Origin of the sequence: Streptomyces sp. NBC_01717, from assembly GCF_036248255.1 — a bacterium.
Lineage (GTDB): Bacteria > Actinomycetota > Actinomycetes > Streptomycetales > Streptomycetaceae > Streptomyces.
In genome coordinates this window covers 4916199-4941927 of the sequence record NZ_CP109178.1, presented here as the reverse complement: position 1 = coordinate 4941927, position 25729 = coordinate 4916199, and the positions used below count along the sequence as shown (strand labels likewise).

Annotated in this window: 28 protein-coding genes and 1 tRNA gene; 20 read left to right on the top strand and 9 right to left on the bottom strand. The window is 69.5% G+C overall.

From position 1 onward, the window contains the following. Window positions 1-52: 52 nt before the first annotated feature. Both OHB49_RS22395 and OHB49_RS22390 read right to left on the bottom strand, forming a co-directional pair. Window positions 53-436 (bottom strand): hypothetical protein, encoded by a 384-nt coding sequence (locus OHB49_RS22395; RefSeq protein WP_052189785.1) that lies wholly within the window; start codon window positions 434-436, stop codon window positions 53-55. A 64-nt stretch (window positions 437-500) separates the two neighbouring features. Next, window positions 501-1250, bottom strand: coding sequence for a TNT domain-containing protein (locus OHB49_RS22390; RefSeq protein WP_329162473.1), 750 nt, complete (start codon window positions 1248-1250; stop codon window positions 501-503). A gap of 359 nt (window positions 1251-1609) precedes the next feature. On the opposite strand from OHB49_RS22390, the gene OHB49_RS22385 reads away from it, so the two are divergent. The 3 genes from OHB49_RS22385 (at window position 1610) to OHB49_RS22375 (ending at window position 5465) form a co-directional block, all read left to right on the top strand. Then, window positions 1610-3553, top strand: coding sequence for a YncE family protein (locus tag OHB49_RS22385; RefSeq protein ID WP_329162471.1), 1944 nt, complete (start codon window positions 1610-1612; stop codon window positions 3551-3553). 140 nt (window positions 3554-3693) lie between these two features. Next, on the top strand, window positions 3694-4713 hold the full coding sequence (locus OHB49_RS22380) for an LLM class flavin-dependent oxidoreductase (protein ID WP_329162469.1): 1020 nt from the start codon (window positions 3694-3696) through the stop codon (window positions 4711-4713). A 137-nt stretch (window positions 4714-4850) separates the two neighbouring features. Continuing rightward, window positions 4851-5465: an HhH-GPD-type base excision DNA repair protein gene (locus tag OHB49_RS22375; protein WP_329162468.1), complete on the top strand. Its 615-nt coding sequence runs from the start codon at window positions 4851-4853 to the stop codon at window positions 5463-5465. Window positions 5466-5543: 78 nt separating this feature from the next. Here the strand turns inward: OHB49_RS22375 and OHB49_RS22370 are convergent, their stop codons facing one another. Next, a complete protein-coding gene (locus tag OHB49_RS22370) occupies window positions 5544-7175 on the bottom strand; it encodes a helicase HerA-like domain-containing protein (protein ID WP_329162466.1) in 1632 nt (543 codons plus the stop codon). Window positions 7176-7278: 103 nt separating this feature from the next. On the opposite strand from OHB49_RS22370, the gene OHB49_RS22365 reads away from it, so the two are divergent. Then, window positions 7279-7575, top strand: a complete 297-nt coding sequence (locus OHB49_RS22365) for a type II toxin-antitoxin system VapB family antitoxin (protein ID WP_003955420.1) — start codon at window positions 7279-7281, stop codon at window positions 7573-7575. Window positions 7576-7679: 104 nt separating this feature from the next. Continuing rightward, complete coding sequence (locus OHB49_RS22360) at window positions 7680-8297, top strand: LytR C-terminal domain-containing protein (RefSeq protein ID WP_329162464.1); 618 nt, start codon at window positions 7680-7682, stop codon at window positions 8295-8297. A gap of 261 nt (window positions 8298-8558) precedes the next feature. Here OHB49_RS22360 and upp read toward each other — a convergent pair whose 3' ends face one another. Further along, window positions 8559-9194: a uracil phosphoribosyltransferase gene (gene upp, locus OHB49_RS22355; RefSeq protein ID WP_030973951.1), complete on the bottom strand. Its 636-nt coding sequence runs from the start codon at window positions 9192-9194 to the stop codon at window positions 8559-8561. A gap of 103 nt (window positions 9195-9297) precedes the next feature. On the opposite strand from upp, the gene OHB49_RS22350 reads away from it, so the two are divergent. From OHB49_RS22350 to OHB49_RS22335, 4 genes are all read left to right on the top strand, one after another. After that, window positions 9298-9525 (top strand): hypothetical protein, encoded by a 228-nt coding sequence (locus tag OHB49_RS22350; protein ID WP_030973949.1) that lies wholly within the window; start codon window positions 9298-9300, stop codon window positions 9523-9525. Window positions 9526-9712: 187 nt separating this feature from the next. Then, window positions 9713-10294, top strand: coding sequence for a tRNA adenosine deaminase-associated protein (locus OHB49_RS22345; RefSeq protein ID WP_329166579.1), 582 nt, complete (start codon window positions 9713-9715; stop codon window positions 10292-10294). Window positions 10295-10375: 81 nt separating this feature from the next. Continuing rightward, a complete protein-coding gene (gene tadA, locus OHB49_RS22340; RefSeq protein WP_030973944.1) occupies window positions 10376-10804 on the top strand; it encodes a tRNA adenosine(34) deaminase TadA in 429 nt (142 codons plus the stop codon). 90 nt (window positions 10805-10894) lie between these two features. Continuing rightward, a tRNA-Ser gene (locus OHB49_RS22335) sits at window positions 10895-10979 on the top strand. A 164-nt stretch (window positions 10980-11143) separates the two neighbouring features. On the opposite strand, the gene OHB49_RS22330 is transcribed toward OHB49_RS22335, so the two are convergent. The 4 genes from OHB49_RS22330 to OHB49_RS22315 all read right to left on the bottom strand — a co-directional run bounded on the left by OHB49_RS22330 (window position 11144) and on the right by OHB49_RS22315 (window position 15352). Continuing rightward, the gene (locus OHB49_RS22330) at window positions 11144-12127 is read right to left on the bottom strand and encodes a tetratricopeptide repeat protein (RefSeq protein ID WP_329162459.1); all 984 of its coding nucleotides are present in this window, start codon (window positions 12125-12127) and stop codon (window positions 11144-11146) included. Between the two features lie 84 nt (window positions 12128-12211). Continuing rightward, entirely contained in the window at window positions 12212-12724 is a 513-nt protein-coding gene (locus tag OHB49_RS22325; protein ID WP_329162457.1) for a hypothetical protein, read from the bottom strand. Between the two features lie 194 nt (window positions 12725-12918). Beyond that, entirely contained in the window at window positions 12919-14328 is a 1410-nt protein-coding gene (locus tag OHB49_RS22320) for an FAD-binding oxidoreductase (RefSeq protein WP_329162455.1), read from the bottom strand. Window positions 14329-14374: 46 nt separating this feature from the next. Further along, window positions 14375-15352, bottom strand: coding sequence for an antibiotic biosynthesis monooxygenase (locus OHB49_RS22315; protein WP_329162453.1), 978 nt, complete (start codon window positions 15350-15352; stop codon window positions 14375-14377). Between the two features lie 106 nt (window positions 15353-15458). On the opposite strand from OHB49_RS22315, the gene OHB49_RS22310 reads away from it, so the two are divergent. The 6 genes from OHB49_RS22310 to OHB49_RS22285 all read left to right on the top strand — a co-directional run bounded on the left by OHB49_RS22310 (window position 15459) and on the right by OHB49_RS22285 (window position 19751). Next, complete coding sequence (locus tag OHB49_RS22310) at window positions 15459-16025, top strand: nucleoside deaminase (protein ID WP_030973933.1); 567 nt, start codon at window positions 15459-15461, stop codon at window positions 16023-16025. 200 nt (window positions 16026-16225) lie between these two features. Beyond that, a complete protein-coding gene (locus OHB49_RS22305) occupies window positions 16226-16390 on the top strand; it encodes a hypothetical protein (protein ID WP_176902190.1) in 165 nt (54 codons plus the stop codon). 9 nt (window positions 16391-16399) lie between these two features. After that, window positions 16400-16693 (top strand): Dabb family protein, encoded by a 294-nt coding sequence (locus OHB49_RS22300; protein ID WP_329162449.1) that lies wholly within the window; start codon window positions 16400-16402, stop codon window positions 16691-16693. 208 nt (window positions 16694-16901) lie between these two features. Beyond that, window positions 16902-17744, top strand: a complete 843-nt coding sequence (locus tag OHB49_RS22295; protein ID WP_030973929.1) for an RNA polymerase sigma factor SigF — start codon at window positions 16902-16904, stop codon at window positions 17742-17744. A 235-nt stretch (window positions 17745-17979) separates the two neighbouring features. Continuing rightward, on the top strand, window positions 17980-18849 hold the full coding sequence (locus OHB49_RS22290) for an RNA polymerase sigma factor SigF (protein ID WP_313938144.1): 870 nt from the start codon (window positions 17980-17982) through the stop codon (window positions 18847-18849). A gap of 77 nt (window positions 18850-18926) precedes the next feature. Beyond that, on the top strand, window positions 18927-19751 hold the full coding sequence (locus tag OHB49_RS22285) for a hypothetical protein (protein ID WP_329162446.1): 825 nt from the start codon (window positions 18927-18929) through the stop codon (window positions 19749-19751). Window positions 19752-19774: 23 nt separating this feature from the next. On the opposite strand, the gene OHB49_RS22280 is transcribed toward OHB49_RS22285, so the two are convergent. Next, a complete protein-coding gene (locus tag OHB49_RS22280) occupies window positions 19775-19984 on the bottom strand; it encodes a hypothetical protein (protein ID WP_030929795.1) in 210 nt (69 codons plus the stop codon). 276 nt (window positions 19985-20260) lie between these two features. Here OHB49_RS22280 and OHB49_RS22275 point away from each other — a divergent pair, with 276 nt between their 5' ends. The 5 genes from OHB49_RS22275 to OHB49_RS22255 all read left to right on the top strand — a co-directional run bounded on the left by OHB49_RS22275 (window position 20261) and on the right by OHB49_RS22255 (window position 25705). After that, window positions 20261-20782: a MarR family winged helix-turn-helix transcriptional regulator gene (locus tag OHB49_RS22275; RefSeq protein WP_313938146.1), complete on the top strand. Its 522-nt coding sequence runs from the start codon at window positions 20261-20263 to the stop codon at window positions 20780-20782. Window positions 20783-20805: 23 nt separating this feature from the next. After that, window positions 20806-23289, top strand: a complete 2484-nt coding sequence (locus OHB49_RS22270; protein ID WP_329162443.1) for an MFS transporter — start codon at window positions 20806-20808, stop codon at window positions 23287-23289. A gap of 156 nt (window positions 23290-23445) precedes the next feature. Next, window positions 23446-24261, top strand: a complete 816-nt coding sequence (locus OHB49_RS22265) for a YceI family protein (RefSeq protein ID WP_329162442.1) — start codon at window positions 23446-23448, stop codon at window positions 24259-24261. 9 nt (window positions 24262-24270) lie between these two features. Further along, window positions 24271-24741: a PPOX class F420-dependent oxidoreductase gene (locus tag OHB49_RS22260; RefSeq protein ID WP_329162441.1), complete on the top strand. Its 471-nt coding sequence runs from the start codon at window positions 24271-24273 to the stop codon at window positions 24739-24741. Window positions 24742-24754: 13 nt separating this feature from the next. Beyond that, complete coding sequence (locus tag OHB49_RS22255) at window positions 24755-25705, top strand: NAD(P)-dependent oxidoreductase (RefSeq protein ID WP_329162440.1); 951 nt, start codon at window positions 24755-24757, stop codon at window positions 25703-25705. Window positions 25706-25729: the final 24 nt, after the last annotated feature.

Here is a 25729-nt window from a genome sequence, read left to right as displayed (position 1 = left end):
TCGATGCGGCCGGAAAGGCCGGGAGACATGGCGCCCCCTGGGCCGGCCCTGCTCAGTGGCCACCGGTCGGTGGGTCGTGCCGGGTCCCGCGCCGGCTCTCCGCGAGCGCCCGTTCGAGCTGCTCCTGCGCTCGCCGTTCGATGCCCTCACTGTCGTGCAGCAGCTCGTCCATCTCCGTCGGTGTGAGCCGGGAAGGCGGCGGGCTCTCGTCGGTGAGACGTTCGTAGAGCCATGCGCAGGCCCGGCTTTCGTCGGCGAAGGTCTCCAGTACCTCGCGCCTGCCGCGCTCGTGGACTCCCACGATCCACTCGCCCTCTCGCTGAGCCAGGTAGTAGCCCTCGTGCGGAGGGCGGCTGCCCGGGCAGCCGGGGACCTCGTAGTGGGCATCGGGAACCCCGGCTGCCCGCAGCGCCTCGCACAGCTGGTGACGGTCCACGGAACAAGTCTCCCATCCGGGGCGATCCGTACAAGGCATGCGGCAGCCGTCGCGGCCGGGAAACTTACGACGTCGCGAGCCGCACCAGGGTCCCGTTGCGCACCAGGTCCAGCACGGAGGTGCGCGGAATGTTCGGGCAGTACGAGCTGGACGTCACGTACTGGACACCCAGGCCGGGCTGCTCGAACGCCGGGGCGATCGGTCCCGCGCACACCGCGACGTCCCTGGTCACCCGGTACAGGTAGTAGTTGTACGGGTGGCGTGGATCGGCGGTGTTGAGGCTGGACGGCGGGATGCTCCGCTTCCCGTACTTGGTGCCGGCGGGTGCCAGGTAGCGGCCTGCCTCGTTGCCGAAGCGGTCGACCTTCTGACCCGCGTGGAGCACGAGTTCGGCGGCGATCGGCTGCCCCTGGGGGTCCTTCGCGTAACCGTCGGCGTCCGGGTAGCGCCAGTCTCCCTGGCCGGTGTCCGCGGCCGGGTCCCACCACCGGTTCAGGAACCGGGTCGCGGTGAGGCGGCCGAGGCGCTGGTAGCGGTCGAGGGTGTTCGCCACCAGCCCACGGGTCGGCAGCTTCTTCGGGCCGAGCCGCCAGTCGTCGCAGAAGTAGTCCGAGCGCAGGGCGTACGGAATGGGGTCCGGTACCAGGCCCCGGCAGACGTATGGCCGGTACGTGTTCTCGGCGGCCGATGCGGCCGATGCGGCCGGTGCGGCCGATGCGGCCGATGCCGCCTGGGCTGCCGGAGCACCGAGAAACAGCGAGCCCAGCAGGGCGGCCGCGGCGGCCGGCCCGGCACACCGTCGTGGTGATGTCACTACAACTCCTGGTGATCGTGTCTGGGGACGCCGTCACCGTGCGGGATGGCACCGGAAGGGGACCGGCGGACCAGCCCCGGAAGGCCGAAGGACGGCGTACTGAAGATCACTCAAGCCACAGGGGAGAACGAGAAGGAGTGACGGCGCGGGTGATGCGCCCGAATGAGTTCGCGCCGCCTCCCAATGGGCGATGCCCCGGCGCATGCGGGGCCGTACCCGTTTGTCACTCCCATGCCATACGCTGCCCGACAGCAGCCGCGCCCCGGTTGTCACCGCACGTTCGCGGTCACGTCCGGGTGCTGCGCGGCGCTTTCAACTCCCGGTCATCCACCGGGTTTTTCTCGTGGGGGTAAAACACTGTGCGCACGCGCAGCATCTCGACCGCGACAGCTCTCGCGGTCCTCTTCAGCTCAGCGGTACTGAGCGTCGCAGCGGCCGGATCCGCCTCCGCTGCCTCCGCCGTCGTCACCTCGCCCGGCGGCATCGTCGCGGACGGCGCCCTCAAGCGGGTCTTCGTCGGCGACAGCTCGACCGGGAAGATCCTGGCCGCCGACTACAGCGGCGCCCTCGTCGACTCGGTGAGCGGCATCAGCGGGGTCTCCGATCTGGCGGTGTCCGACGACGGCGCGACCCTGTACGCGGCTGCGGGGGGCAGCCACGAGATCGTGGCCCTCGACGCGGCCACCCTCGACATCAAGGCCCGCTACGCCGTGGCCACCGACACGGGCCCGCGCTATGTCGCCTTCGCCGGGGGCAAGGCCTGGTTCTCGTACGGCGACCAGTGGTCCGGCAATCTTGGCTCGGTCGACCCCGCGGTTGACCCGGTGAGCGGGACCGACGCGGTGGCGCTCGGGCAGCTGCCGGCCGAAGCCATGATCCACGACCCGGCGCTCCTCGACACCGACCCCTCCGCGCCCGGACTGCTGGCGGTCGGCCAGACCGGCATCTCCACGGACTCCATGGCCGTCGTCGACGTCTCCGGCACCACTGCGCAGCTGCTCGCCTACTACTGGGGCGACTACACACTGAACAGCGGCATCGGGGACATCGACCTCGTCCCCGGCGCCCCGCAGGTGCTGATCAACGGCGCGCAGCGGGACGCCTACGCGGACGGGAAGTTCAGCGCCGCCGGCGCCTACCCCTCCGGGCAGAAGGCGGATGTCGCCGCGAACGGACTGGTCGCGCAGGTCACCGGGGCCAAGGTTGCGGTCTACCGGCCCGACACCACCCAGCCGCTCCGCACCTACGCCACCAGCACGTCCGGCACGGCCGACCTGGCATGGGCCCCGGACTCCTCACGGATCTTCGCGCTCGTGGGGACAAGCGGGGGCTACACCCTCAAGGCGCTCACCGACCCGACGCTGAACGTCCCGAGCCTGACGGCGAACGCGCCGTCGACCGCCACGCGCGGCAAGCAGCTCACCGTGACCGGGAAGCTGTCGGCGACGGTGCCGCTGCCGAGCGGTGTCAAACTGCAGGTCACCCGCACCGACCTGGAGAGCCCTGGCGGCAAGGCACTGCCCGCCGTCACGGTGAAGGCGGACGGCTCGTACACCTTCACCGACACCCCGTCGGTCGGCGGCACGGTCACGTACAAGGTCGCCTACGCGGGCGACGCCGCGCACACGGCGGTCAGCGCGTCCGACAAGGTCGCGGTCTCCCGTGCGAAGCCGGCACTGACCCTGGACAAGAACGGCAAGGTCTACAACTACGGCACCGACGTCGCCTTCACCGCGCACCTCGGCTCGACGTACAAGAACCGCTCGGTCGAGATCTGGGCGAACCCCTTCGGCAGCGACAAGCCCAACAAGCTGGTGAAGACCGGGAAGGTCAACTCCAGCGGCAACATCGGCGCCTGGGTCGACATGACGCGGGACACGGAGATCACCGCGGTCTTCAAGGGCGACGCCCGCTACGCGCCCAGGACGGTGAAGTCCACGGCGTACGCCAGGGTCAAGGTCTCCACCGCCGTCTCCAAGCACTACAAGACGGCAAAGATCGGCTCGACGTCGTACTACTGGTTCCACAAGAGCACCGACCCGCTGCTCACGACGACGATGACCTACTACAAGGGCCGTCAGCAGCGCTTCGACCTCCAGGTCTACTCGGGCGGAAAGTGGTACTCCGCCGACTCCGAGTACTTCACGCTCGGCACGAGCGGCAAGTCGGCCGTCTATCTGGAGGCTCCGGGGCGGTCCGGCATCAAGGCGCGGATGCGGTCGGTGTACGTCAACGGGTCGTCCGGCGACAACGTGAACACGACGACGTACGGGTCCTGGAAGTACCTGTACTTCTCCAACTAGGCCGATTCGTCCGGACCACCTCACGGACCCGTCGCCTCACGAAGGGCCCCACCGCGAGCGGTGGGGCCCTTTCGCCATCGGCCACAATCGGGGCAACGCCGGTGTACGGCAGTATCTGCCGTGAGCGATGGAGGAATGCTGTGCCGCCGACCTCGAAGCCACTGCGGAAGCTGGGCTTTCTGACCATCGGGCTGTTCGACGAGACCGATCCGCGCCGGGGCCACGAGTCGACCCTCTCGATCATCGAGCTGGGCGAGCGACTGGGCTTCGACAGCGCGTGGGTGCGTCATCGGCATCTGCAGTACGGCATCTCCTCCCCGGTCGTCGTTCTGGCGGCGGCCTCCCAGCGCACCAGCCGCATCCAGCTGGGCACCGCGGTCACCCCGCTGGGCTGGGAAAATCCGCTGCGGCTGGCCGAGGATCTGGCGACCGTCGACATCCTGTCGGGGGGCCGCCTCAATCCAGGGGTCAGCGTCGGGCCACCGATGCAGTACGAGCGGGTGAAGCACGCGCTCTACCCCGACACCGCCGACGCCGAGGACTTCGGTTACGAGCGTGTGCGACGGCTCCTGGAATTCGTACGCGGGGAGCCGGCCACGGACTTCAGCGGTACGGAGGGTTTCGAGGCGTACTCCGACCGCGTCCAGCCGCACTCACCCGGCCTGGCCGACCGTATGTGGTACGGCGGCGGCAGCCTGCGGTCGGCACGCTGGGCAGGTGAGCAGGGCATGAACTTCCTGACCAGCAGTGTCGTGAAGGCGGAGGAGTCGGAGGACTTCGCCGAGATCCAGCTCTCACACATCCGGGCCTTCCGCGCCCATCACCCCGACGGCGAGCGTGCCCGCGTCTCCCACGGGCTGGTCGTCATCCCCACCGACACCGCCTCGGCACAGCAGCGCGCCAAGTACGAGGCATACGCCCACAAGCGGATGCCTCGCACCACCGCTCCGCAGGGGCCGGCCCGCATGATGTTCGCGCCCGATCTCGTCGGAAGTTCCGCCGAGATCGCTGAACGGCTCCATGCGCACGCCGCGTTCCGGGAGGTCGACGAGGTCGCGTTCGCACTGCCCTTCACCTTCGACCACGACGACTACGTCCAGATCCTCACCGACATCGCCACCGAGCTCGGCCCGGCTCTCGGCTGGCAACCGTCTGTCTGAGCCAGGCCGCTGCCGGGCACCTACGGCCGCGAGTACATCGACGATTGCCCTTCGTCGTCCCCTCTTCAGCGGCGGCGATCGGCCATCGGCGGCACCTGGACTCGCCGTCGCCCGCCGCTGTCGCGATGATCGAAGACATGACACAGAGCAACAAGAGCAAGGCCATCACTTTGCGGATCGCTCAGCAGCCGGAGGCGGACGAGCTTCTCGGCCGCAGCCCGCTCGCGGCCATGATCGGCATGCTGCTGGACCAGCAGGTCCCGATGGAGTGGGCCTTCTCCGGCCCGTTCGCCCTGGCGCAGCGGATGGGCTCCGACGACCTGGACGCCCACGAGATCGCCGCCTACGACCCCGAGGCGTTCACCGAGCTCTTCACCGCCAAACCCGCTCTGCACCGCTATCCCGGCTCCATGGCCAAACGGGTACAGCAACTGTGCCAGTTCCTGGTCGCGGAGTACGACGGTGACGCGAGCGCGGTCTGGAGCGACGCCGGGACCGGCGCCGAGCTGCTGAAACGGCTGAAGGCGCTGCCCGGGTTCGGTGCCCAGAAGGCGCAGATCTTCCTGGCGCTGCTCGGCAAGCAGCTGGACGTCCGGCCGACCGGCTGGCGGGCCGCGGCGGGGCCCTACGGGGAGGCGGGGTCGCACCGCTCGGTCGCCGACATCACCGGCCCCGAGTCACTCGCCGAGGTCCGCGCGCACAAACAGGAGGCGAAGGCGGCGGCGAAGGCGGCGGCAGCAAAGAAGAGGTGAGGCCGCGGCGGCGCACGGCCGCCGTGCCGGCTGCTCCCGGGTGGGAGCCGCTGTCCGGCTCCCACCCCACCGCCTCCGCTACCTCCTGCGGCGCGCCGTACCGAAGAGCGAGCGCGAGATCTCCCGCCCCAGCTGCGTCCCGACCGACCGCGCCAGCGACCGGAACACTCCACTCCCCACCACCTGTTCCACCAGCGAGGCATCGTCCTCCGGCTGTCCGGACCTCTTCGCCGGCTCTTTCGCCGGCCGGCCCGCGGCCTCCGCCGCGGCCCGCTGCTCCGCCTCGTGCTCGGCGGTGAGCTTCTCGTACGCCGACTCCCGGTCCACCGGCTGTGCGTAACTCCCGTACAGCGACGAACCCTTCACCGCCACGTCCAGTCCCGCCGCGCCGAGCGGACCCATCAGCGACTGCGGCGACCGCAGCCGGGTCGCGGCGACCGGCGTCGGCGCGCCCTTCTCGCTCAGCACGGTGATCACCGCTTCGCCGATGCCCAGCCCGGTCAGCAACTCCTCCAGGTCGTACGACGACTTCGGGAACGTCTTCACCGTCGCCCGCAGTGCCTTCGCGTCGTCCGGGGTGAACGCCCGCAGCGCGTGCTGCACCCGGTTGCCGAGCTGCGCCAGCACATCCCCCGGTACGTCGCGCGGAGTCTGCGTGACGAAGAAGATGCCCACTCCCTTGGAACGGATCAGCCGCACGGTCTGCGTGATCGAGTCCAGGAACGCCTTCGACGCCCCGTTGAAGAGCAGATGCGCCTCGTCGAAGAAGAACACCAGCTTGGGCCGCTCGAGGTCGCCGACCTCCGGCAGATCGTGGAAGAGATCCGCGAGCAGCCACATCAGGAACGTCGAGAAGAGCTGCGGCTTGTCCTGTACGGCCGCCAGTTCCAGCACGGAAACCAGCCCCCGGCCGTCCGGCGCCTGCCGCAGGAACTCCGCCGTCTCGAACTCCGGCTCGCCGAAGAAGTCGCTCGCCCCCTGCTGTTCGAAGGCGGTGAGCGACCGCAGAATCACCCCGGCCGTGGCCGTGGAGAGCCCGCCGATCCCCTTCAGTTCGGGCTTGCCGGTGTCCGAGACGAGAAACGCGACGACGGCCCGCAGATCCTTCAGATCCACCAGCTCCAGGCCCTTGGCGTCGGCGTAGTGGAAGATCAGGCCGAGCGACTGCTCCTGCGTACGGTTCAGCTGGAGCACCTTGGAGAGCAGTACGGGGCCGAAGTCGGTGACCGTCGCCCGCAGCGGAATGCCGGGGCCGATGCCGCCGAGCGCGTAGAACTCGCACGGGAAGCCCTTGGCCTCCCACTGCTGCCCGACCTGCCCGGCCCGCTCGGCAACCTTGCTGCCCGGCGCGCCGGGAGCGGCGATGCCGGACACATCGCCCTTGATGTCGGCGAGAAAGACCGGCACACCGTTGGCCGACAGCTGCTCGGCGATGAGCTGGAGGGTCTTGGTCTTGCCGGTGCCGGTGGCGCCGGCGACGAGTCCGTGCCGGTTGAGCATCGCCAGCGGGATGCGGATCTGTGCAGCAGGCAGGCAGGCACCGTCCCAGAGCAGCGCACCCAGGTCGAGGGCGGCGCCGTCGACGACGTACCCGTCCGCGATCTCCCGGGCCTGCTGCGGCAGCACGCCGACGTCCTCCCCCGGGCCCGCTCCGACGCCGTCTCCGATGCCCGATTCCGCGCTCCCGCCCGTGCTGTCGCTGCCACTCATCACGGCCTCTATTCCGGAATGTCTGCATTTATGACGCTCTGGCCAGCATCGCAGTAGCGCTCCATAGCTGCGCCCGGAGGCTCTTGGCCGGTAGGCTTTCCGTGTGATCTTCAAGCGCATCGGAAATGGGCGGCCTTATCCCGACCACGGCCGGGAAAGCACCCGGCAGTGGGCGGATGTCGCGCCGCGCCCGGTCCGCCTCGACCAGCTGGTGACGACCAAGGGTCAGCTGGACCTCGAAACCCTCCTCGCCGAGGACTCCACGTTCTACGGCGACCTGTTCGCGCACGTCGTGAAGTGGCAGGGCGACCTCTATCTGGAGGACGGGCTGCACCGCGCGGTCCGCGCAGCGCTCCAGCAACGCCAGGTTCTGCACGCCCGGGTCCTCGAACTCGGCTGACGAACGGCACCCATCGGGTGCTTTCGGGTGCTTTCGCACCCGGACGGGTGCCATCGGTTGATCATTTAGTACGCATCTTCACCGGGTCGCACTACGCTGCGCCCATGAGCATGCTCACTCCCCCCGGCCTGGGCGGAAAGTACCGCATCACGGGCGACAAGTATCCGCGCATGCGGCGTCCCCGGCACCGCCGCAGACTGGTCCTCGTGTCCCTCGCCTCCGTGGTGACCCTCGGGGTGGCCGGATGGGGCACGCTGCAGCTCATCGACGTCTTCACCGGCGACAGGACGGCCAGCGCCGCCGACCGCAAGGCCGATTGCCCCTCCGTCAAGCCGTCGGCGCCCGCGAAGGCGCTCCCGAAGCCGGCGAGGATCACGGTCAACGTCTACAACGCGACACCGCGCGGCGGGCTCGCGAAGGCCGCGGCCGACGAGCTGAAGAAGCGCGGCTTCCGCATCGGCAAGGTGGGCAACGCCTCTGCCGCGTACGACAAGAAGGTCCCCGGTCCCGGGATCCTGCTGGGCGCCCCGACGGCCACGAACGGCACGTTCCCGGTCCTCGGTACGCAGCTGACGGGCGCCACGCCGAAGACCGACACCCGAAAGACGGCGGATGTCGATCTGATCCTCGGCACGACGTTCAAGAAGCTGAACACCCCGAAGGCCGCTGCTGCGGCCCTTGCCGCACTGAACAAGCCGGCCCCCGCACCCTCCTGCGGATGACACCGCAGTGCAGGATGCGAGGGCCGAGAGCCTTCTTCGGAAACGTCGGGCCGGGCAGCGCCTAGGGTCTTTCGTTCGGATCAGGCCGGATCAGGGAGCGGGGTCCGGTGCGTGCAGCTGCAAGGCGGAGGAAGGACCCCAGGCGGAGCGAATGGGGTCTCCCCCGCTCGAGCGAAGCCGAGAGCTCGGGGAAGACTGACGACAACGCCGCAGATGTGCGTGCCGGACCCCGCGAGCCCAGCATGATCCAAACGAGAGGCCCTAGCCGGCGGTGCCGTACATCCGGTCGCCCGCGTCGCCGAGCCCCGGCACGATGTAGCCGTTCTCGTTGAGCCGCTCGTCGACCGAGGCGGTGACCACGGTGACCGGTGTACCGGCCAGCTCGCGCTCCATCACCTCGACGCCCTCGGGCGCCGCGAGCAGCACGACGGCGGTGACGTCGTCCGCACCACGCTTGATCAGCTCCTGGATGGCCGCGACCAGCGTGCCGCCGGTGGCGAGCATGGGGTCCAGGACGTACACCTGGCGGCCCGAGAGGTCCTCCGGCATCCGCGTGGCGTACGTCTCCGCCTTGAGCGTCTCCTCATTGCGGATCATGCCCAGGAAGCCGACCTCGGCGGTCGGCAGCAGCCGCACCATGCCGTCGAGCATGCCCAGACCGGCCCGCAGGATCGGCACGACCAGGGGCCGCGGGTGCGACAGCTTCACGCCGGTGGTCGGCGTCACCGGGGTCTCGATGTCGACCTGCTCGGTGCGCACGTCCCGGGTGGCCTCGTAGGCGAGCAGGGTGACCAGCTCGTCGGCGAGCCGCCGGAAGGTCGGGGAGTCGGTGCGCTTGTCGCGCAGGGTGGTGAGTTTGTGCGCGACCAGCGGGTGGTCGACGACGTGGATCCGCATGGGCTCAACAGTAGCCGGGCCACCCGCACCCGTGCGCTGGCATCAATCACCCGTTCGGAGGGAAGGTGTCGGCATACGGACCCAGGCTTGGGGTGATGCGCCGATGCCCGACGGGGAGCAGCAGGAGCGGGGCCAGCCGGAACCGCAGGACACGCAGGGCCGCCGGGACACGCTGGACGCGCCCGAGACGGACGAGGAGCGCCGCAGGCGCCGCGCCCAGTTCCTGCGTGAGCTTCATGAGGCGAAGGCGCTGCGCGACCGGGTCCAGCCACGCCGGGCCAGGGCCGCCCGAATGCGCCAAGCCATGCGGATGCGGACCTTCCGCTGGTAGCCGCCGGGACCGCCGGACGGCCCCCTGGAAGCGGTGTTGTCGACAACTCATGGACGACGCAACGGTCGAACTCCTCTCGCGAACGCTCTGTTTCTGCCACGATTCCGATGGGCGGGGCACAGGACAGCCGGATCACCGACTGTCCTCCCGCCGGACCGACACCCCTATGACCAGTGGGAGAGTCACGGTGTACTTCGCCGCACTGCTCGCGCGCACCGAAGACGGGTGGGAAGCGAGCGACACGGAACTCGACGATGTGGAGACCCTGTCCGATCTGACGGATCTGGCCCGTGAGGCCTCGGTGGACGAGGACACGGTGCTCGTCTTCATCGAGCAGGAGGACGCCTGGTTCGGCGTCATCCGGGTGGACGGTGAGGAGGACCCCCGTATCTACATCTCGGACGCGTCCGCCGCCGCCCGCTCCTCCTACGGGGAGATCCTGCTCACCGATGAACTGCTCGGCCGCGAACCCGAGGCCGAGGACTCGATTGCCGCCCTCGAAGAGCTCGTCGGCCTCGACGGTACGGAGGACGGCGAGCCGGACCACACCACCGACAACAACAACGACACCGACCTCGACGACAACGACAACGACGACAACGACGACGGGCTCGACGCCGACGCCGTACCGACGGGTCCGCTCGGTGACACCGGGGTCCTGGCCGACCTCGGACTCCCCGAGAAGGAGCTGCTGATGCTGCGGACGGACGCACTGGTGGAGATCGCGGACGCGCTGGGAGCGGCCGAGGTCCTGGAAACCGTCCGTTAGGGTCCGCGGGTGACCGAACGACCGGGCCCGCACCGACTGCCAGAACCGCACGATCCTGTACGGGACCCGTGGCGGGCGCCCATGCGCCGCGCCCTGGACGAGGCCGCGCATGCGGCGCGGGCCGGCGATGTGCCGGTCGGCGCCGTCGTCCTCGGCCCGGGTGGCGCCCTGCTCGCCACGGGACACAACGAACGCGAGGCGACCGGTGATCCGACCGCGCACGCCGAGATCCTCGCTGTGCGCCGGGCCGCCGCGGCGCTCGGCGAGTGGCGGCTCTCCGGGTGCACGCTGGTGGTCACCCTGGAGCCGTGCACGATGTGCGCGGGCGCGCTCGTGCAGTCCCGGGTGGCCCGTGTGGTCTACGGGGCACGGGACGAGAAGGCGGGCGCGGCAGGTTCACTCTGGGACGTCGTACGGGACCGGCGGCTCAACCACCGCCCCGAAGTGATCCACGGAGTCCTGGAGGACGCCTGTTCCGCCCAGCTGACGGCCTTCTTCCGCGACCGCTGACGCTGCGGCACCCCCACCTCCGGCCCGGCTTCCGCGCACGCCGGGGAATCGGATTTCGACCCACGGCCGAGATGGTCTAAGCTCTCTCTCGGTAGCGTGTCCGAGCGGCCGAAGGAGCTCGCCTCGAAAGCGAGTGTGGGGAAACTCACCGAGGGTTCAAATCCCTCCGCTACCGCAGGTAGATGAAGGGGCGGACTCATACGAGTCCGCCCCTTCACTGCGTTACGTCTCAGCTTCCGTCTCAGACGCCGTCAGGCTGCCGGAAACACAGGTCAAGGACCCTGGGAGATCGTCCCGGGCTGAGATCAGCCCATGAGCGTCCTGCCAGAGAGCGCGTGTTCAGTTCTCGCAGATACGGCGGGCCTCGGCCACGAGTCCGTGGGGCAGCCCCGGCCCCGCGCACGCGTAGTCGATCAGCAGGTCCCGGTAGGAGGTGCTCGCGAGCTCCGGAGCCAGGACGATCAGGGCCCGAAGGTCGTCGGACGAGCCGGACAGGCGCGTGCGATAGGCGGCACCCGCCGCGCGCAGGGAGACTTCCCGCGGTTCGTGTTGCAGGCCCTGTTCGACGAGACCCACGGCGGCGACGAAATCACCCTGCTCGGCGCGCACGTCGGCAAGGTCCAGATAGAGGGACCAGTTGGCAGGGTCCAGGGCCAGGGCGCCTTCGAAGGACGCCGCAGCCTGGTCCAGGTTGCCCATCGCACGCCAGGTGCTCGCGCGTGCGACCGCAGTCCACATGACCCGATCGACGGCATCGCCACGGTCGCACAGGGCGAAAGCCAGCTCGTAGCGGCCGCAGGCACGGGGCAACCGGGCCATGGCGGCCAGCGACTCCGGCACCGGACTCCGTTCGGACACCACGTCGATGGCATGGAACCAGGGCATGAACCGCTCGCGCATCTCGTCGGTGTCCAGGTTGTGGCCGTAGTCCAACGTCCGCAGACATGCCTCCGCCAACGCCTCGGCACTCACCGCGCCGAGGAACCGCGCATCGCCGAACCAGGGGGCGGTGCCCCACGCCACGTCGGGCCGCGCCCCCGTGACCGAACCGAGGGACATCACCGCGTCGTCCATGTCCCCGTCGAGGAACAGGAAGTACGCCTGTGCCAGCACAGCGCTCAAGGACCCGTCCCCTTCGAGGCCCTCCTCGAGCTCCGAGCGACGGTCCCGCCACAACTCGGCGAGGGCCGCATGGGGCTCCGGGGCCGCCGGCGCGGAGGCTATCGCCCCCACCAGGAACTTCACGGCGCCGACCGGGCTTCCGCCGCAGTGCGCCATCACGCCGGCGAGAGCGACTCCCGCTGTCACTGACTGATTCGACATCGCCAGAGAATATCCATGGCCAAGGGTTCTGTGGACCGTTCCGCTTGCGCGGCGATACAGCCATCAGCGATCCGTGAGTGATGCCTACGCCTGAACATCAACTCTGGGCAGCGCCACCGGAATTCGACCGGTGGTCACCCAGGACCTGATGACCGGCTCCGCAGGCGATCCGAAGGTGCCCGCCAGCAGGACGTGCAGCAAGAGCTCCGCAGCCGTCGCGAACAGCACCGGGGAGGACTCCTGGTCGTAGCCCGCCCGGTCGATCACCAGCCGGCCGGCTGGTAGAGCCCCGCTGCTGAGGTCTGCATGCAGACCGGCCACCGCGGCATGATCCAGCCCTTCGGGCAGGCCCGGCAGCAGCGCACCGCGCAGCAGCCCCTGCTGTGGAGTGGACCGGACCGTCTCCCAGAACCTGACCCGCCAGGCCGGCCGATCGCCCTCTCCCGGCGTGAACTCGCCACCCACCAGAGCCCTGAACCGCAGACCGCCGTAGTTCTGCTGCAGTTCCAGGACCGCGCGGGACCGGACGCCCGTGGTGACCGGGCGTGCAAGGGCCAGCCCGCTGACCTGGCTCTTGCCCAGGAGGCTGAAACTCACGGCGGTCGTCGTCGACTGCCGCGCCTCGGCCGGACGTCCTCACCACAAACACGCAGAACTCCTCCGTTGCGTGCAAGACCTGAATCCGCGACGCGAGCGCGCGTTGCGGTCACATGATCCGCCGGACAGAACCTGGCGCCGATGCCGCGCGAGGACCCGTCGTGACGGTCCCCGTGATCGGTGCCGGATGTGTATCAAGGACACTCGAGCCGGGCGCCCCATGGCACCGGCGCGAGGTAGGAGTGGAAGACGTTGTCCGGGTCCCACTTGAGCTTGAGTTCCCGCAGGCGGACCCAGTCGGCGGCGGCGTACGAGCGCCGGGCCCGGTCGGCATCGGCTTCCAGATCCGCTTCGGCGATGTAGTGACCACCGCGACCCGACGGGTCCGCCGCGGCCATCGTCTCCCGCAGCCACCCGGTGTTCGCCTCGTCCGCAGCCGGATCGTCCCAGACCGCGTAACAGGCGAGGTAGGACTCGCCGGGCGCCGAGAAAGCCATGTTCCGCAGCAGCTCCGGGTCCGGGGAGACCGGCTGCACGGGCGCGAGCACCAGGGACTTGCCGGAGGGTGCCCGGGCGAGGACGCCGGCGACGCGGGTCATCAGGGTCTCGTAGCTCTCCGCCGACCACAGCGTGTCGGCCGCGTAGCGAAGCGCCGACGGCCACGCCCGAGCAGCGCCGGCGTGCAGTGAGGCGAAGGACGTCGGCTCGGGTAGCTGCCGGGACAGGGCTTGCCCGGCGAACGGGCAGGCACCCAGGGGTTCGAGAGCAGCGAGCGCCTCGTCCCGTGTCGCGGCGAACGCGGTGGCACCGACGGTGATCCGCGGCCCGGGCGGGGCCGTCGCCGTCGCCTCGCCGGAGGCTGCCAGGACGAGAGCCGTCTCGACGTTCGACGGCAGGTCACGAGCGGTCCGGACGGCCCAGCCCGTCACACGCTCGACGTCGGCCAGCGGGAAGGTGAGGCCGGTGGTCGTGATTGCGGCGGGGTGAGGGTGCAGACCGAGCCGGAATCCGGTGACGACGGCGAAGAAGCCCGGCCCCGCGCCGCGCGCGGCCCAGAAGAGGTCGGCGTTCTCGGTCTCGCTGCAGATGACCGTCCGGCCGTCGGCGGCGACAGCCCGGATCTCCAGGACGTCGGCACATGCCGGCCCCCACACACGAGAGTTCCAGCCGAGTCCGCCACTCAGCAGAAAGCCGCCCATTGCGACGGAGGGGCAGTGGCCGACGGGGAAGGCCAGGCCGTGCGGGGCGAGGGCCTCGACCAGGTCCGTCCCGGTGACGGCGGGCCCCACCTCGGCCGTCACCGACACCGGGTCGACGCTGCAGTGCCGTAACCGTGACAGGTCGATCAGCAGTCCCCCGTCGCGGAGTTGGGAACCGGACCAGTTGTGCCCGCCGGAGCGCGTGGAGACGCGCAGTCCCTGGGCGCGTGCCCAGGCCAGGGCCAGGGGGATGTCCCGCTCGGCGGCGGCCTGCAGGATGGCCTCAGGGAACCGTTCAGGCGTCAGCCCGTTCCACACCGCGTCGGCCCGGGCACGGTCGTAGCCGGGGTCACCCCGTCGGAGCAGGGTCCCCTCGAACAGGCCTGCGGGCGTCCGTTCGGGCATCAAGGCCTCCTCGGGCGGCTCGACCGCAGTCGGCCGGCGGAATCGGTCAGTGGGTGGTCAGGCCGAAGATGACGAGGACCAGTGCGTAGCAGAGCACCACTGCCGCGGCACCGGTCAGGTGCACGCGGTAGGTGGTCGCGCGGCTGGGCACCAGCCAGAAGGCGAGTGCCTTGTTCACCAGGGGCATCAGCAGCCAGGTCAGCGCACTGACGCTCAGTACGTTACCGATGAAGAGGCCGATGTATCCGGGGACGCCGAGCTTGTCCAGCCAGCGCCCCTCGGTCAGGTTCAGCACCATCACCGTGGGATAGAGGGCCAGGAGCACGGTCATGGCCTGCTTCCAGTTGGGCGGTGCGTTGTCCTGCTTGCCGTCGCCGAAGCGGAACCAACCGCTGAAGGACGAGCGGACCTTGCGTACGTCGTAGGAGGCGAAATAGGTGCGACCCTCCTCCAACAGTGTCTGGCGGACATCGGAGGAGAGCCAGTCGTCGAGGTGCTCGCGGGAGTCGAACCGGAAGACGGCGACCCAGTGCTCCTGCACGCCCTCCACGGGCCTGAACAGCTCGGACCCCATGAATCCGGGTGACTTCGCCTGTGCCTTGAAGGCCTTCCCCTGCCAGCGCAGAAACTCCTCTTCCCGCCCGGGCTTCACCTCGTGCGAGATGACGGCCGTGATCGTCTCCGGCGCCTGCTCGGCAGGGCCGCCGCCACGAAGCACCTCCTGCGTCGGAGATCCCTCGAAGAATTCCTGCCCTTCGTCGAGCAGTTCCTGCCGTCTGCCCGAATCCAGCCAGGCCGTCAGGTGGTCGACACCGGCGAAACGGAAGACCGCCACCCATTCGTTCTCGTCGCCTGCTGCGGGCGGGTACACCTCGACAGCCTCGAACCCGTCGAATTCGCGGGCCGCTTCGTTCATCCTGTGCTGCCAGCGCTGATAGTCGTCGGCGCGACCCGCGCACACCTTCTGCGAGGTCACCACGGTGGCGTTCTCTGCCGGCGGCTCACGGCTTGCACGGGGGCTCACCTGCAGTAGCCTAATGTATGCGTTATTTTAGGGGCACATCAGACATTTGATTGCCCTTTTCGCACGTTTGTTTCGCCAAGGGCATCGATGTCGATCGGAGACCCAGATGGAACACAAAGAGCTCATCACCGAAGCGGTCCGACTGGCCACCGAGTCGGTGGAGAACGGTTGGGGCGGGCCCTTCGGTGCGGTGCTCACCCGCAACGGCGACATCATCGCCCGCGGGCAGAACCGAGTGCTCCTCACCGGGGACCCCACGGCCCACGCCGAGATGGAAACGATCCGCAAGGCCGTGCAGCGGCTCAACCCCGAGGCTCCGTCGATCTCCGAAGAACACCAGAACGAAAGCACTCTGGAATACGTGCCCCGTCCTGACGGCTCACCGGATCCCGTGCCCGAGCGGGCCCGGATGCTCCAAGGCTGCTCGATCTACATCAGCGGCGCCCCCTGCCCGATGTGCATGAGCGCCATCTACTGGTCGCGGATCGATGCGGTGTACTTCAGCTGCGACCTGGACGACACCCGCCGGATCGGCTTCGACGACGCCTACCAGTACGAGGACTTCAAGAAGCCGCTCGACCAACGCAGGATCAGGATCGAACAGGTCTACCCGGAAATCGGCGCTCAGGCCTACGACACGTGGACGAGCAAGCCGGACCGGCACGCGTACTGAAGACGGCCGGGCCCGGAGATCCACGCCGCGCGTGCGCCCGGCGGAGCGTGCCGAAGAGGCGTCCCTCCTGTCAGTGGTGCGCGAGACTCCGGTTCGTGAAGCCCATCGCAAACCCCGTCGGAAACCCCCACCGGATACGGCCATCTGTGCGGATAGAATCGCCCGACTGCACAGGGGATCGAATGGGGTGGCAGGGGCTGATGGTGCAAGCGAAGAAGATCGCGCTCTACATGGTTGTCGTCTTCGTGCTGTACACGATCATCACGTCCCCAGCCCGGGCCGCGGATCTTGTCCAGGTAGGGTTCGAGGGTGTTTCGAGTGCCGCACAGGGCGTCGGCGATTTCATGTCCGAGCTCGTGAAGTAGGAGTACCCCATGATCCGCCACCTGGTCCTGTTCAAGCTGAACGACGGCGTGAGGCGCGACGATCCGCAGGTCGTCGCCGGGGCGAAGGCATTCCAGGAGCTGGCGGGAAAGATCCCCGAGCTGGAGTTCTGGGAGTGCGCCTGGAACATCACCGACCGGCCGATCGCCTACGACTTCGCCATCAACTCCGCGGTCGCCGACGAGGACGCGCTGAAGCGCTACATCGAGCACCCGGCCCATCAGGCCGCCGCCGGACAGTGGCGGGCCTTCGCCACCTGGGTGATCGCCGACTATCCGTTCTGACCCCCTCGGTTCCGACGTTCCGGGCCTCTCGGTCCAGGAGCGCGTAAGCCCCCCACCGATCCGGTGAGGGGCTTTTCCTCTTGTTTAAACCAACTTGACCCCAACACGGCACTACGCGGTGCTTGCACACAGTGGACATGTCTTGTGATGCTATGACCGCTTTTGACGGATGAGTTGACCGAAGTTGACCGCAAAGGGGTGGCGTATCGTGCCGGCCAGTACAGCGCCTCAAGTGCCTCCCCAGACCGTCCAGACGGAGACGCCCGACAGCACGACGCCTGCCAGGACCCGGGGCGCGGACACCAGAGCGCTCACCCAGGTCCTCTTCGGGGAGCTCAAGCAGCTGGAGCCGGGAACTCCCGAGCACGGCAGGGTGCGGGCGGCGCTGATCGAGGCGAACCTCCCCCTCGTCCGGTACGCCGCTGCGCGCTTCCGGAGCCGCAACGAACCGATGGAGGACGTCGTCCAGGTCGGCACGATCGGTCTGATCAACGCCATCGACCGGTTCGACCCCGAGCGCGGCGTGCAGTTCCCCACCTTCGCGATGCCCACTGTCGTCGGCGAGATCAAGCGGTACTTCCGGGACAACGTACGGACCGTCCACGTACCGCGACGGCTGCACGAGCTCTGGGTCCAGGTCACCGGCGCCACCGAGGACCTGACGACCGCGCACGGCCGCTCACCCACCACCGCCGAGATCGCCGAACGACTGAAGATCTCCGAGGAGGAGGTCCTGGCCTGCATCGAGGCGGGCCGCTCCTACCACGCGACCTCACTGGAGGCGGCCCAGGAGGGCGACGGGCTGCCCGGACTGCTCGACCGGCTCGGCTACGAGGACCCCGCACTCGCCGGCGTCGAACACCGCGACCTGGTCCGGCACCTGCTCGTCCAGCTGCCCGAACGCGAGCAGCGGATCCTCCTCCTGCGCTACTACAGCAATCTGACACAGTCGCAGATCAGCGCCGAACTGGGCGTCTCCCAGATGCATGTGTCAAGACTGTTGGCGAGAAGCTTCGCGCGCCTCAGATCCGCAAATAGGATCGAGGCGTAACCGGATCGGGTAGATCACCCGAAGCCCGCTCCGGAACGCCTGAATGCCGCACACCCCCTGTTAACTGCGCATACTCCACCTTGACTTGTCGACATGTCACTACAGCGTGTTGCCGACATGTGACATTCTGCGTGAACCGCGTTTGCCGCAGCCCCGCCTCCGGTATTCAGGTGGAGGCTGCGTTCCTCCGATGGTCGCGGCTCAACGCGACCGTCCGCGACCTCAAGGGGGTGGCATGTCCGCAGAACAGGGCAGCTCGAAGGTGCTCACGCTCACGAAGAGCGCACCCGCACCCGTTGTGCTCACCAGCTCGTCGGAAGCCATCGACACCCGCACTCTGTCCCGCTCCCTGTTCCAGCGGCTCGCCGCCCTGGGTCCCGCACCGGGTCCCGACGGACCGGACGACAGCCCGGAGCGTGCCTACGTACGGGACACACTCATCGAGCTCAACCTCCCGCTCGTGCGTTACGCGGCGGCGCGGTTCCGGAGCCGCAACGAACCGATGGAGGACATCGTCCAGGTCGGCACGATCGGTCTGATCAAGGCGATCGACCGGTTCGACTGCGAGCGGGGCGTGGAGTTCCCGACGTTCGCGATGCCCACCGTCGTCGGCGAGATCAAGCGCTTCTTCCGCGACACCTCCTGGTCGGTGCGGGTGCCGCGCCGCCTCCAGGAGCTGCGGCTGGCGCTGACCAAGACCAGCGACGAGCTGGCCCAGAAGCTCGACCGCTCGCCGACCGTGCCGGAGCTCGCGGTGGCGCTCGGGGTCTCCGAGGAGGACGTGGTCGACGGCCTGGCCGTCGGCAACGCGTACACCGCGTCCTCGCTGGACTCGCCCTCTCCCGAGGACGACGGCGGCGAGGGTTCCCTGGCGGACCGGCTCGGTTACGAGGATTCGGCGTTGGAGGGCGTCGAGTACCGCGAGTCGCTGAAGCCGCTGCTGGCCAAACTCCCGCCCCGGGAGCGTCAGATCATCATGCTGCGGTTCTTCGCCAACATGACCCAGTCGCAGATCGGCGAGGAGGTCGGCATCTCGCAGATGCATGTCTCGCGGCTGCTCACCCGGACGCTCGCCCAGCTTCGGGAAGGGCTCATTGCCGACTGACCGCGACCGGGCGCCGCCGAACGCCGCGCTGGGGCACGAGGGTTCCGAATTGACGGACCGTCAGCCACACTGGCGCGATGCGACGTCAGACGTGGGGCTCGACCGGCCGCCGGGGCACAGTGTTCGCCGCCTCGGCGGCCGTGCTGTGCCTGGGCGGCGCGCTCGCCGCCTGTGGCGCGGGGGCGGGCGGGGGTGACGGCTATGTGGCGGTCGGCGCGGTGGGTGCAGGGCCGGAGAAAGCGCCGACGGGGGCGGTGGCCCCCTCGGGGAAGGTGACGCTGATCCCGCTGGACGGCGCCGGGAGTGAAGGCGGAGGCGGTGACGCCGGCGGAGGCCCGGAGCCGAAGCCGGGCTCCTCCGCGCAGAGCGGCACCTCGGGCGGGGCGGGCGCTACAGGGAACGGCGCGGGCGGCGGCGCGCAGTCGCCCGGCTCGTCCGGCGCCGCCACCGGGGGCACCGCGGGCTCCACAAGCAGTTCGAGCAGCAGCGGCACAGGGAGCTCCGACGGCCCCGGCGGCACGGGCTCCGGCGCCGCGGGGAGCGTCTCGCAGGGCCCCTCCACCCCGTCCGCACCAGGGTCCACCGCATCCGCTGGACCTGCCGTGCTGACGCTGAGCGCACCCGAGCGGGCGGCGGCCGATGACCGCTGGTGCGAAAAGGTGACCGTCGAGTTCCGCAATTCCGGTGGCTCACCGGTCCGTTCGGGGACGGCCACCTTCGCCACGCACATCATCGGCGCGCTGGGAATCGACTGGGCGACCATCGAATCGACAGCGCCGCTGCCCGCGCCGATCGACGCGGGAGCGGCACGGAAGAAGACGTACACGGTCTGTGTGGACGCCTGGCGGGTGCCCCTGGGCATGCATATCGAGACCCGGGACGTCACCGCTGTCTGGAAGTGACGGATGGAGAGAGCGCAGCCAGGTCAGCCGAGCGCGAGCCAGGCGATCGCGCCGAGGATGACAACCACCGCGACGACGGCGACGATCACCCCGGTCCTCGGTCCGGACGACGCGGCCGGCTGCTGCCGGCGCTGCGGCTCGCCCTCGTCGACGAAGGCGCGGAACATCTGGGTGCTGCCCGCCGGGTCGTAGTTGCCCTCGGGGCCCTGGGGGGCATGGGGGTTGTGTGCCATGGGCCAGGACCCTAGCGAACTCGGGGGTACGGCCCAACCCCCGGGTCGGTGAAGGCCCCGCGCCGGAGAGGGAGAACCCGTGAACCACTGCGGGCTGTGGCGCGATGCACACGGCCGCGAAGTGCGCCGGGCGCACGCTGGGCGTTTGACCCGGTCCCTACGTAGCCTTTTGCGTTCCTTTACTTATGCAAGGCCGTTTTCGTTTGCCTGCAGCAACCAACAGGTTTTATGGTTGCCCTAAGCAACAAGATGTATGAGAGCAGTCTGGAGGGTCTCGTGGCCGCACGGCGTCAGTACGAAGAACTGGCCCGCCAGCTCAGCGCCATCGGAGCCGTCAAACGCGGAATCGACCGCGCCCTGCCTGCTGAATGTCCCGGCGGATGCGCCGCCGTGCTGGCCCTCCTCGATCAGCACGGCGAGATGCGGATCAGCAGACTGTCCGAGCTGATGGCCGTCGACATGTCGGTGACCAGCCGACATGTCGCCCATGTGGCCGAGCGCGGCTGGATAGAACGGTCTCCGGACCCGGCGGACAAACGGTCCCGCATCCTGCGGCTGACCCCCGCGGGAGACGACGTACTCGTCGACCTGAACCTGCGGGTCACAGACATGTTCGCCCATCACCTTCAGGAATGGTCCGACGACGACGTCGGACAGCTCAACACGCTGCTGGCCCGGCTGCGCGACAGTTTCGCCCGTCGCGGCTCCGGCGGGTGCGCCCTCGGAAAGCACAGCGACGAGTGCCGTCTGCGGCCCGCCGACAGCGAAGACGACTCGTACACCCGTACACCCGTGTAACAGAAGCAAAGACAAGGAACTCAATGGCTACGACCACACCCACCGGTGTGCGGGGCGGCCACGCCAAGCACGGGGGAATCAGTTCCTCCGACGGCGCGCCGATGACACACCGGCAGATCATGGAAGCACTGACCGGGCTGCTGCTCGGCATGTTTGTAGCGATCCTGTCGTCGACCGTCGTCTCCAACGCTCTTCCCGAGATCATCTCGGACCTCGGCGGCGGTCAGTCCGCGTACACCTGGGTCGTCACGGCCTCGCTGCTCGCGATGACGGCCACCACGCCTCTGTGGGGCAAGCTCTCCGACCTGTTCAGCAAGAAGCTGCTGGTCCAGATAGCCCTGATCATCTACGTCGCGGGCTCGGTCGTGGCCGGTCTGTCGACCAGCAGCGGCATGCTCATCGCCTGCCGTGTCGTGCAGGGCATCGGCGTCGGCGGTCTCTCCGCCCTCGCCCAGATCGTGATGGCCGCGATGATCGCCCCGCGTGAGCGCGGTCGCTACAGCGGCTACCTCGGCGCGGTCTTCGCCGTCGCCACCGTCGGTGGCCCGCTGCTCGGCGGTGTCATCACCGACACCAGCTGGATGGGCTGGCGCTGGTGCTTCTACGTCGGTGTGCCGTTCGCGGTCATCGCACTGATCGTGCTCCAGAAGACCCTGAAGCTCCCGGTCGTCAAGCGCGAGGTCAAGGTCGACTGGACGGGTGCGTTCTTCATCAGCGCCGCCGTCTCGCTGCTGCTGCTCTGGGTGACCTTCGCGGGCGACAAGTACAACTGGATGTCCTGGCAGACCGCCGCGATGCTGGCCGGCTCCGTGGTGCTCGCCGCCCTCTTCGTCTTCACGGAGTCCCGGGCCAGCGAGCCGATCATCCCGCTGCGCCTCTTCCGTAACCGCACCATCACACTGGCCTCGCTCGCCTCGCTGTTCGTCGGTATCGCGATGTTCGCGGGCACCGTCTTCTTCAGCCAGTACTTCCAGCTGGCGCGCGGCAAGTCGCCGACGATGTCCGGCGTCATGACGATCCCGATGATCACGGGTCTGTTCCTCTCGTCGACCATCTCCGGCCAGATCATCACCAAGACCGGCCGCTGGAAGGCCTGGCTGGTCAGCGGTGGCTTCCTGGTCACCGCCGGGCTCGGGACGCTCGGCACGATCCGGTACGACACGACGTACTGGCACATCGCGATCTTCATGTTCGTGATGGGTCTCGGCATCGGCATGATGATGCAGAACCTGGTGCTCGCCACGCAGAACCAGGTCGCCCCGTCCGACCTCGGCTCGGCCAGCTCCGTCGTCACCTTCTTCCGTTCCCTCGGCGGTGCGATCGGCGTCTCGGCACTGGGCGCCGTCCTGGGGAACCGCGTCACCCACTACGTCAAGGACGGCCTCGCGGACCTCGGTCCGAAGGGCGCGGCCCTGGGCCACGGCGGTACCGGCGGCGGGGGCATCCCCGACCTGGACAAGCTGCCCGCACCGTTCCGTACGGTCGTGGAGAGCGCCTACGGGCACGGTGTCGGCGATGTCTTCATGTACGCCGCTCCGGCCGCGCTGATCGCCTTCCTGATCACGATCTTCATCAAGGAGGTCGCGCTGAAGACGAACGCCGCGAACGACGCCCCGGCGGAGGCCGAGGTTCCTGCCGCGGTCCTCGCCGAGGTCCCGTCCGGTGCCGCCGCGCTGGTCGCCGAGGGCGCAGCCGGGGTCACCTCGGTCGACACGCTCGAAGCTCCGGCGGCAACCACGCCGGGCACGGCGGTACGCGGTGTGGTGCGGGGCGCCGAGGGCGTACCCGTGGCCGGTGCCGCCGTCACGCTGATCTCGCTGGGCGGCCGGCAGCTGGGGCGCTCCGTCGCCCAGGCCGACGGCGGCTACGGCGTGCAGGCGCCGGGCTCCGGCAGCTACGTCCTGATCGCGTCCGCCGACGGTTTCCAGCCGCAGGCGTCCACGGTGGTCGTCGGTGACGAGCAGCTGTCGTACGACATCCTGCTCGTCGGCACGAGCGGCCTGGCCGGGACCGTGCGGGCCGCCGAGAGCGGCGCTCCGGTCGACGGCGCCATGGTCATCGTGACCGATGTGCGCGGCGATGTGCTGGCCACCGGCAAGTCCACCGAGAACGGCGAATTCACCTTCGCCGAGCTGGTGCCCGGCGCGGTGACTGTCGCGGTGAACGCTGCCGGGTACCGTCCGCTGGCGCTGCCGGTGGAGATCGGCGGCCAGGGGGTCACCCGGATCGACGCCGCACTGCAGTCCGGTGCGCTGGTCCAGGGTGTCGTGCGGGCCGGTGCCGCGCTGCGGCCGCTGCCGGACGCCCGCGTCACGCTGGTCGACGCGGCGGGCAATGTGGTCGCCACCTCGACGACCGGGGAGGACGGGGCGTACGCCTTCGCCGACCTGGACGCGGGCGAGTACTCGGTCATCGCGACCGGCTACCCGCCGGTGGCCGGCGCGCTGACCGTGGCCGGTCGCGGGGTCGACGGCCACCACATCGAGCTCGCCCACCCCGGCGAGTGATCGAGTAACACAGCCCCCTGGTGGGCAGCGCTTCGAGCGGAGAGGCTGCCCCCGGTGGAAATGGGCCCCGGTGGTGGGGACGGCAGGCAGGGGACGGCCTGCCGTCCCCGCCCCGGGGCCCGACTCATTGAGTCATGGAACAAGGAGAGAAACGGGATGGGACTTCGCGCACAGGTACGGACGCGGGACGGCTGGGCCGTCCAGCACGCGGTCGTGACGGTGACCGACATGACCGGCACCCAGGTGCTGCGAGCCGCGGCCGACGAGGACGGGGCGGTCCGGACGGACGCTCTGCTGCCCGCCGGCGCGTACACGGTGATCGTGACCGCGGTCGGGTACGCCCCGGCCGCGTCGACCGCCCTCGTCACGGCGAGCGGCCGGGTCGAGGCCGGCACGGTGGTGCTGGCCCGCCAGGGCGGCGTGGAGCTGCCGCCGCCGGGTGCCTGGTCGCTGGACCCGGCGCACTCCTCGGTGGGCGCGGTCGCGCAGCACCTGGGGATCTCCAGCGTGCACGGCCGGTTCACCGAGTTCAGCGGCCGGATCGAGATCGCCGAGGAGCTCCACCGGTCCCGGGTCGACGCGATCATCAGCGCGGCCAGCATCGACACCGGCAACGACATGCGGGACAAGCACCTGCGGTCCGCGGACTTCCTCGACTCGGACCGGTTCCCGGAGATCACGTACCGCTCCCACGGGCTGGCCCCGGCCGGTCCCGACCGCTGGACCGTGCACGGCGAGCTGACGATGCACGGTGTCGCGCGAAACATCGACCTGAACCTGAGCTACCTCGGCACCGGCCCCGACCCGTGGGGCGGGACGCGCGCTGCGTTCAGCGCCACGGCCGAGCTGCGCCGCGACGACTTCGCCATGAACTACAACCAGGTGGTCCAGGCCGGCATCTCGGCGATCGGTACGACGCTCCGGGTCGAGCTGGACATCCAGGCCGTGCAGGGTGACTCCCTGCCGTCGTAGTCTGCGGGCATGGCACCCAATATCGCGACCAACACCGCCGTGGAGCTCGATGAGTTGCTGGCGTTCGTACGGCCCCGGCACCGGGCGATCCTGCTGACCACCCGGTCCGACGGCCGCCCCCAGGGCTCCCCGCTGACCTGTGGAGTCGACGACTCGGGCCGGATCGTCGTCTCGACGTACCCCGAACGGGCCAAGGCCCGCAACGCGAAGCGGGACGAGCACGTCAGCGTGATCGTCCTGTCGGACGACTGGGACGGGGCGTGGGTGCAGATCGACGGCTCGGCCGAGGTGATCGATGCACCCGACTCGGTCGAGCCGCTCGTCGAGTACTTCCGGAACATCTCGGGGGAGCATCCGGACTGGGACGAATACCGGGCGGCGATGGTGAAGCAGGGCAAGTCGATCATCCGGATCACTCCGGAGCGGTGGGGGCCCATTGCCACGGGCGGTTTCCCCGCCCACCTGGCGCCCGGCAAGTGACCGCTGTTCCGGGATGAGTGAGAACCTTCCGGCGCCGGGCCTGCTCGCCCGGGCCCGGCTGCTGGCCGCGCCGACCGTCGGCGCCTCCGTCGTCCGCGGCCTGGAGCGGATCACCGGCCGCCCGGTGGAACAGGGTTTCTCCGGCACACCGCCGGAGGAACCCTTCATCTGCGTCGGGGCCACGCTTCCGGATGCGCTTCGGGGTGGACCGTTGGTGTGGTTCCACAGCGTGAACGCCGGTACGGACGCCCTGCTCAGCGCCGGACCGTGGCCGTCCGGGGCGCTGCTCACCCGGACGGTGGGCCGAATGGGTGAGCGGATCGCCCAGTACGTACTGGCCTGGGTGCTCGCCGACTGCCAGTCCGTCCCCGAGTTCACCGCCCAGCACGAACGGGCCGAGTGGCGCCGTATCCCTTCCGAACTCGCCTCCGGGCAGACCGCCGTGATCTACGGGACCGGTCGCATCGGCTCGGCCGTCGCCGGTCTGCTGCGGGCGTGCGGCATCCGGACCGTGGGCGTCGGGCGCGCGGCGCGTACGGCATCGGCGGGCTTCGACCGGGTCGTCGGGGCGGACGACGACGCACAGTCGCTCGCCTCGGCGCGGTGGGTGGTCTCCACGCTGCCGCTGACCCCCGCGACGGACGGCTTCTTCGGGACGGACCGCTTCGCCGGCATGGGCGGAGCCACGTTCGTCAACGTCGGCCGGGGCGCGACAGTGGACATGCCAGCGCTGGAGGCCGCCCTGCACACCGGTGCGGTGGGACGCGCGGTGCTCGACGTACTGCCCGAGGAGCCCGCCGGACCCGGCGACCGGTGCTGGCAGCTGCCCCGCACGGTGATCACCTCGCACTCCGCGGGCATCACGGCGGACGAGGACATCGTCGTCGACTTCGCCGCGTGCTGGGAGGCGATGGCGGAGGGGCGGGTGCCGGACACGGCCGTGGATGTAAGGCGCGGGTACTGAGAGTCGTACGGGACGGGCAGGGTC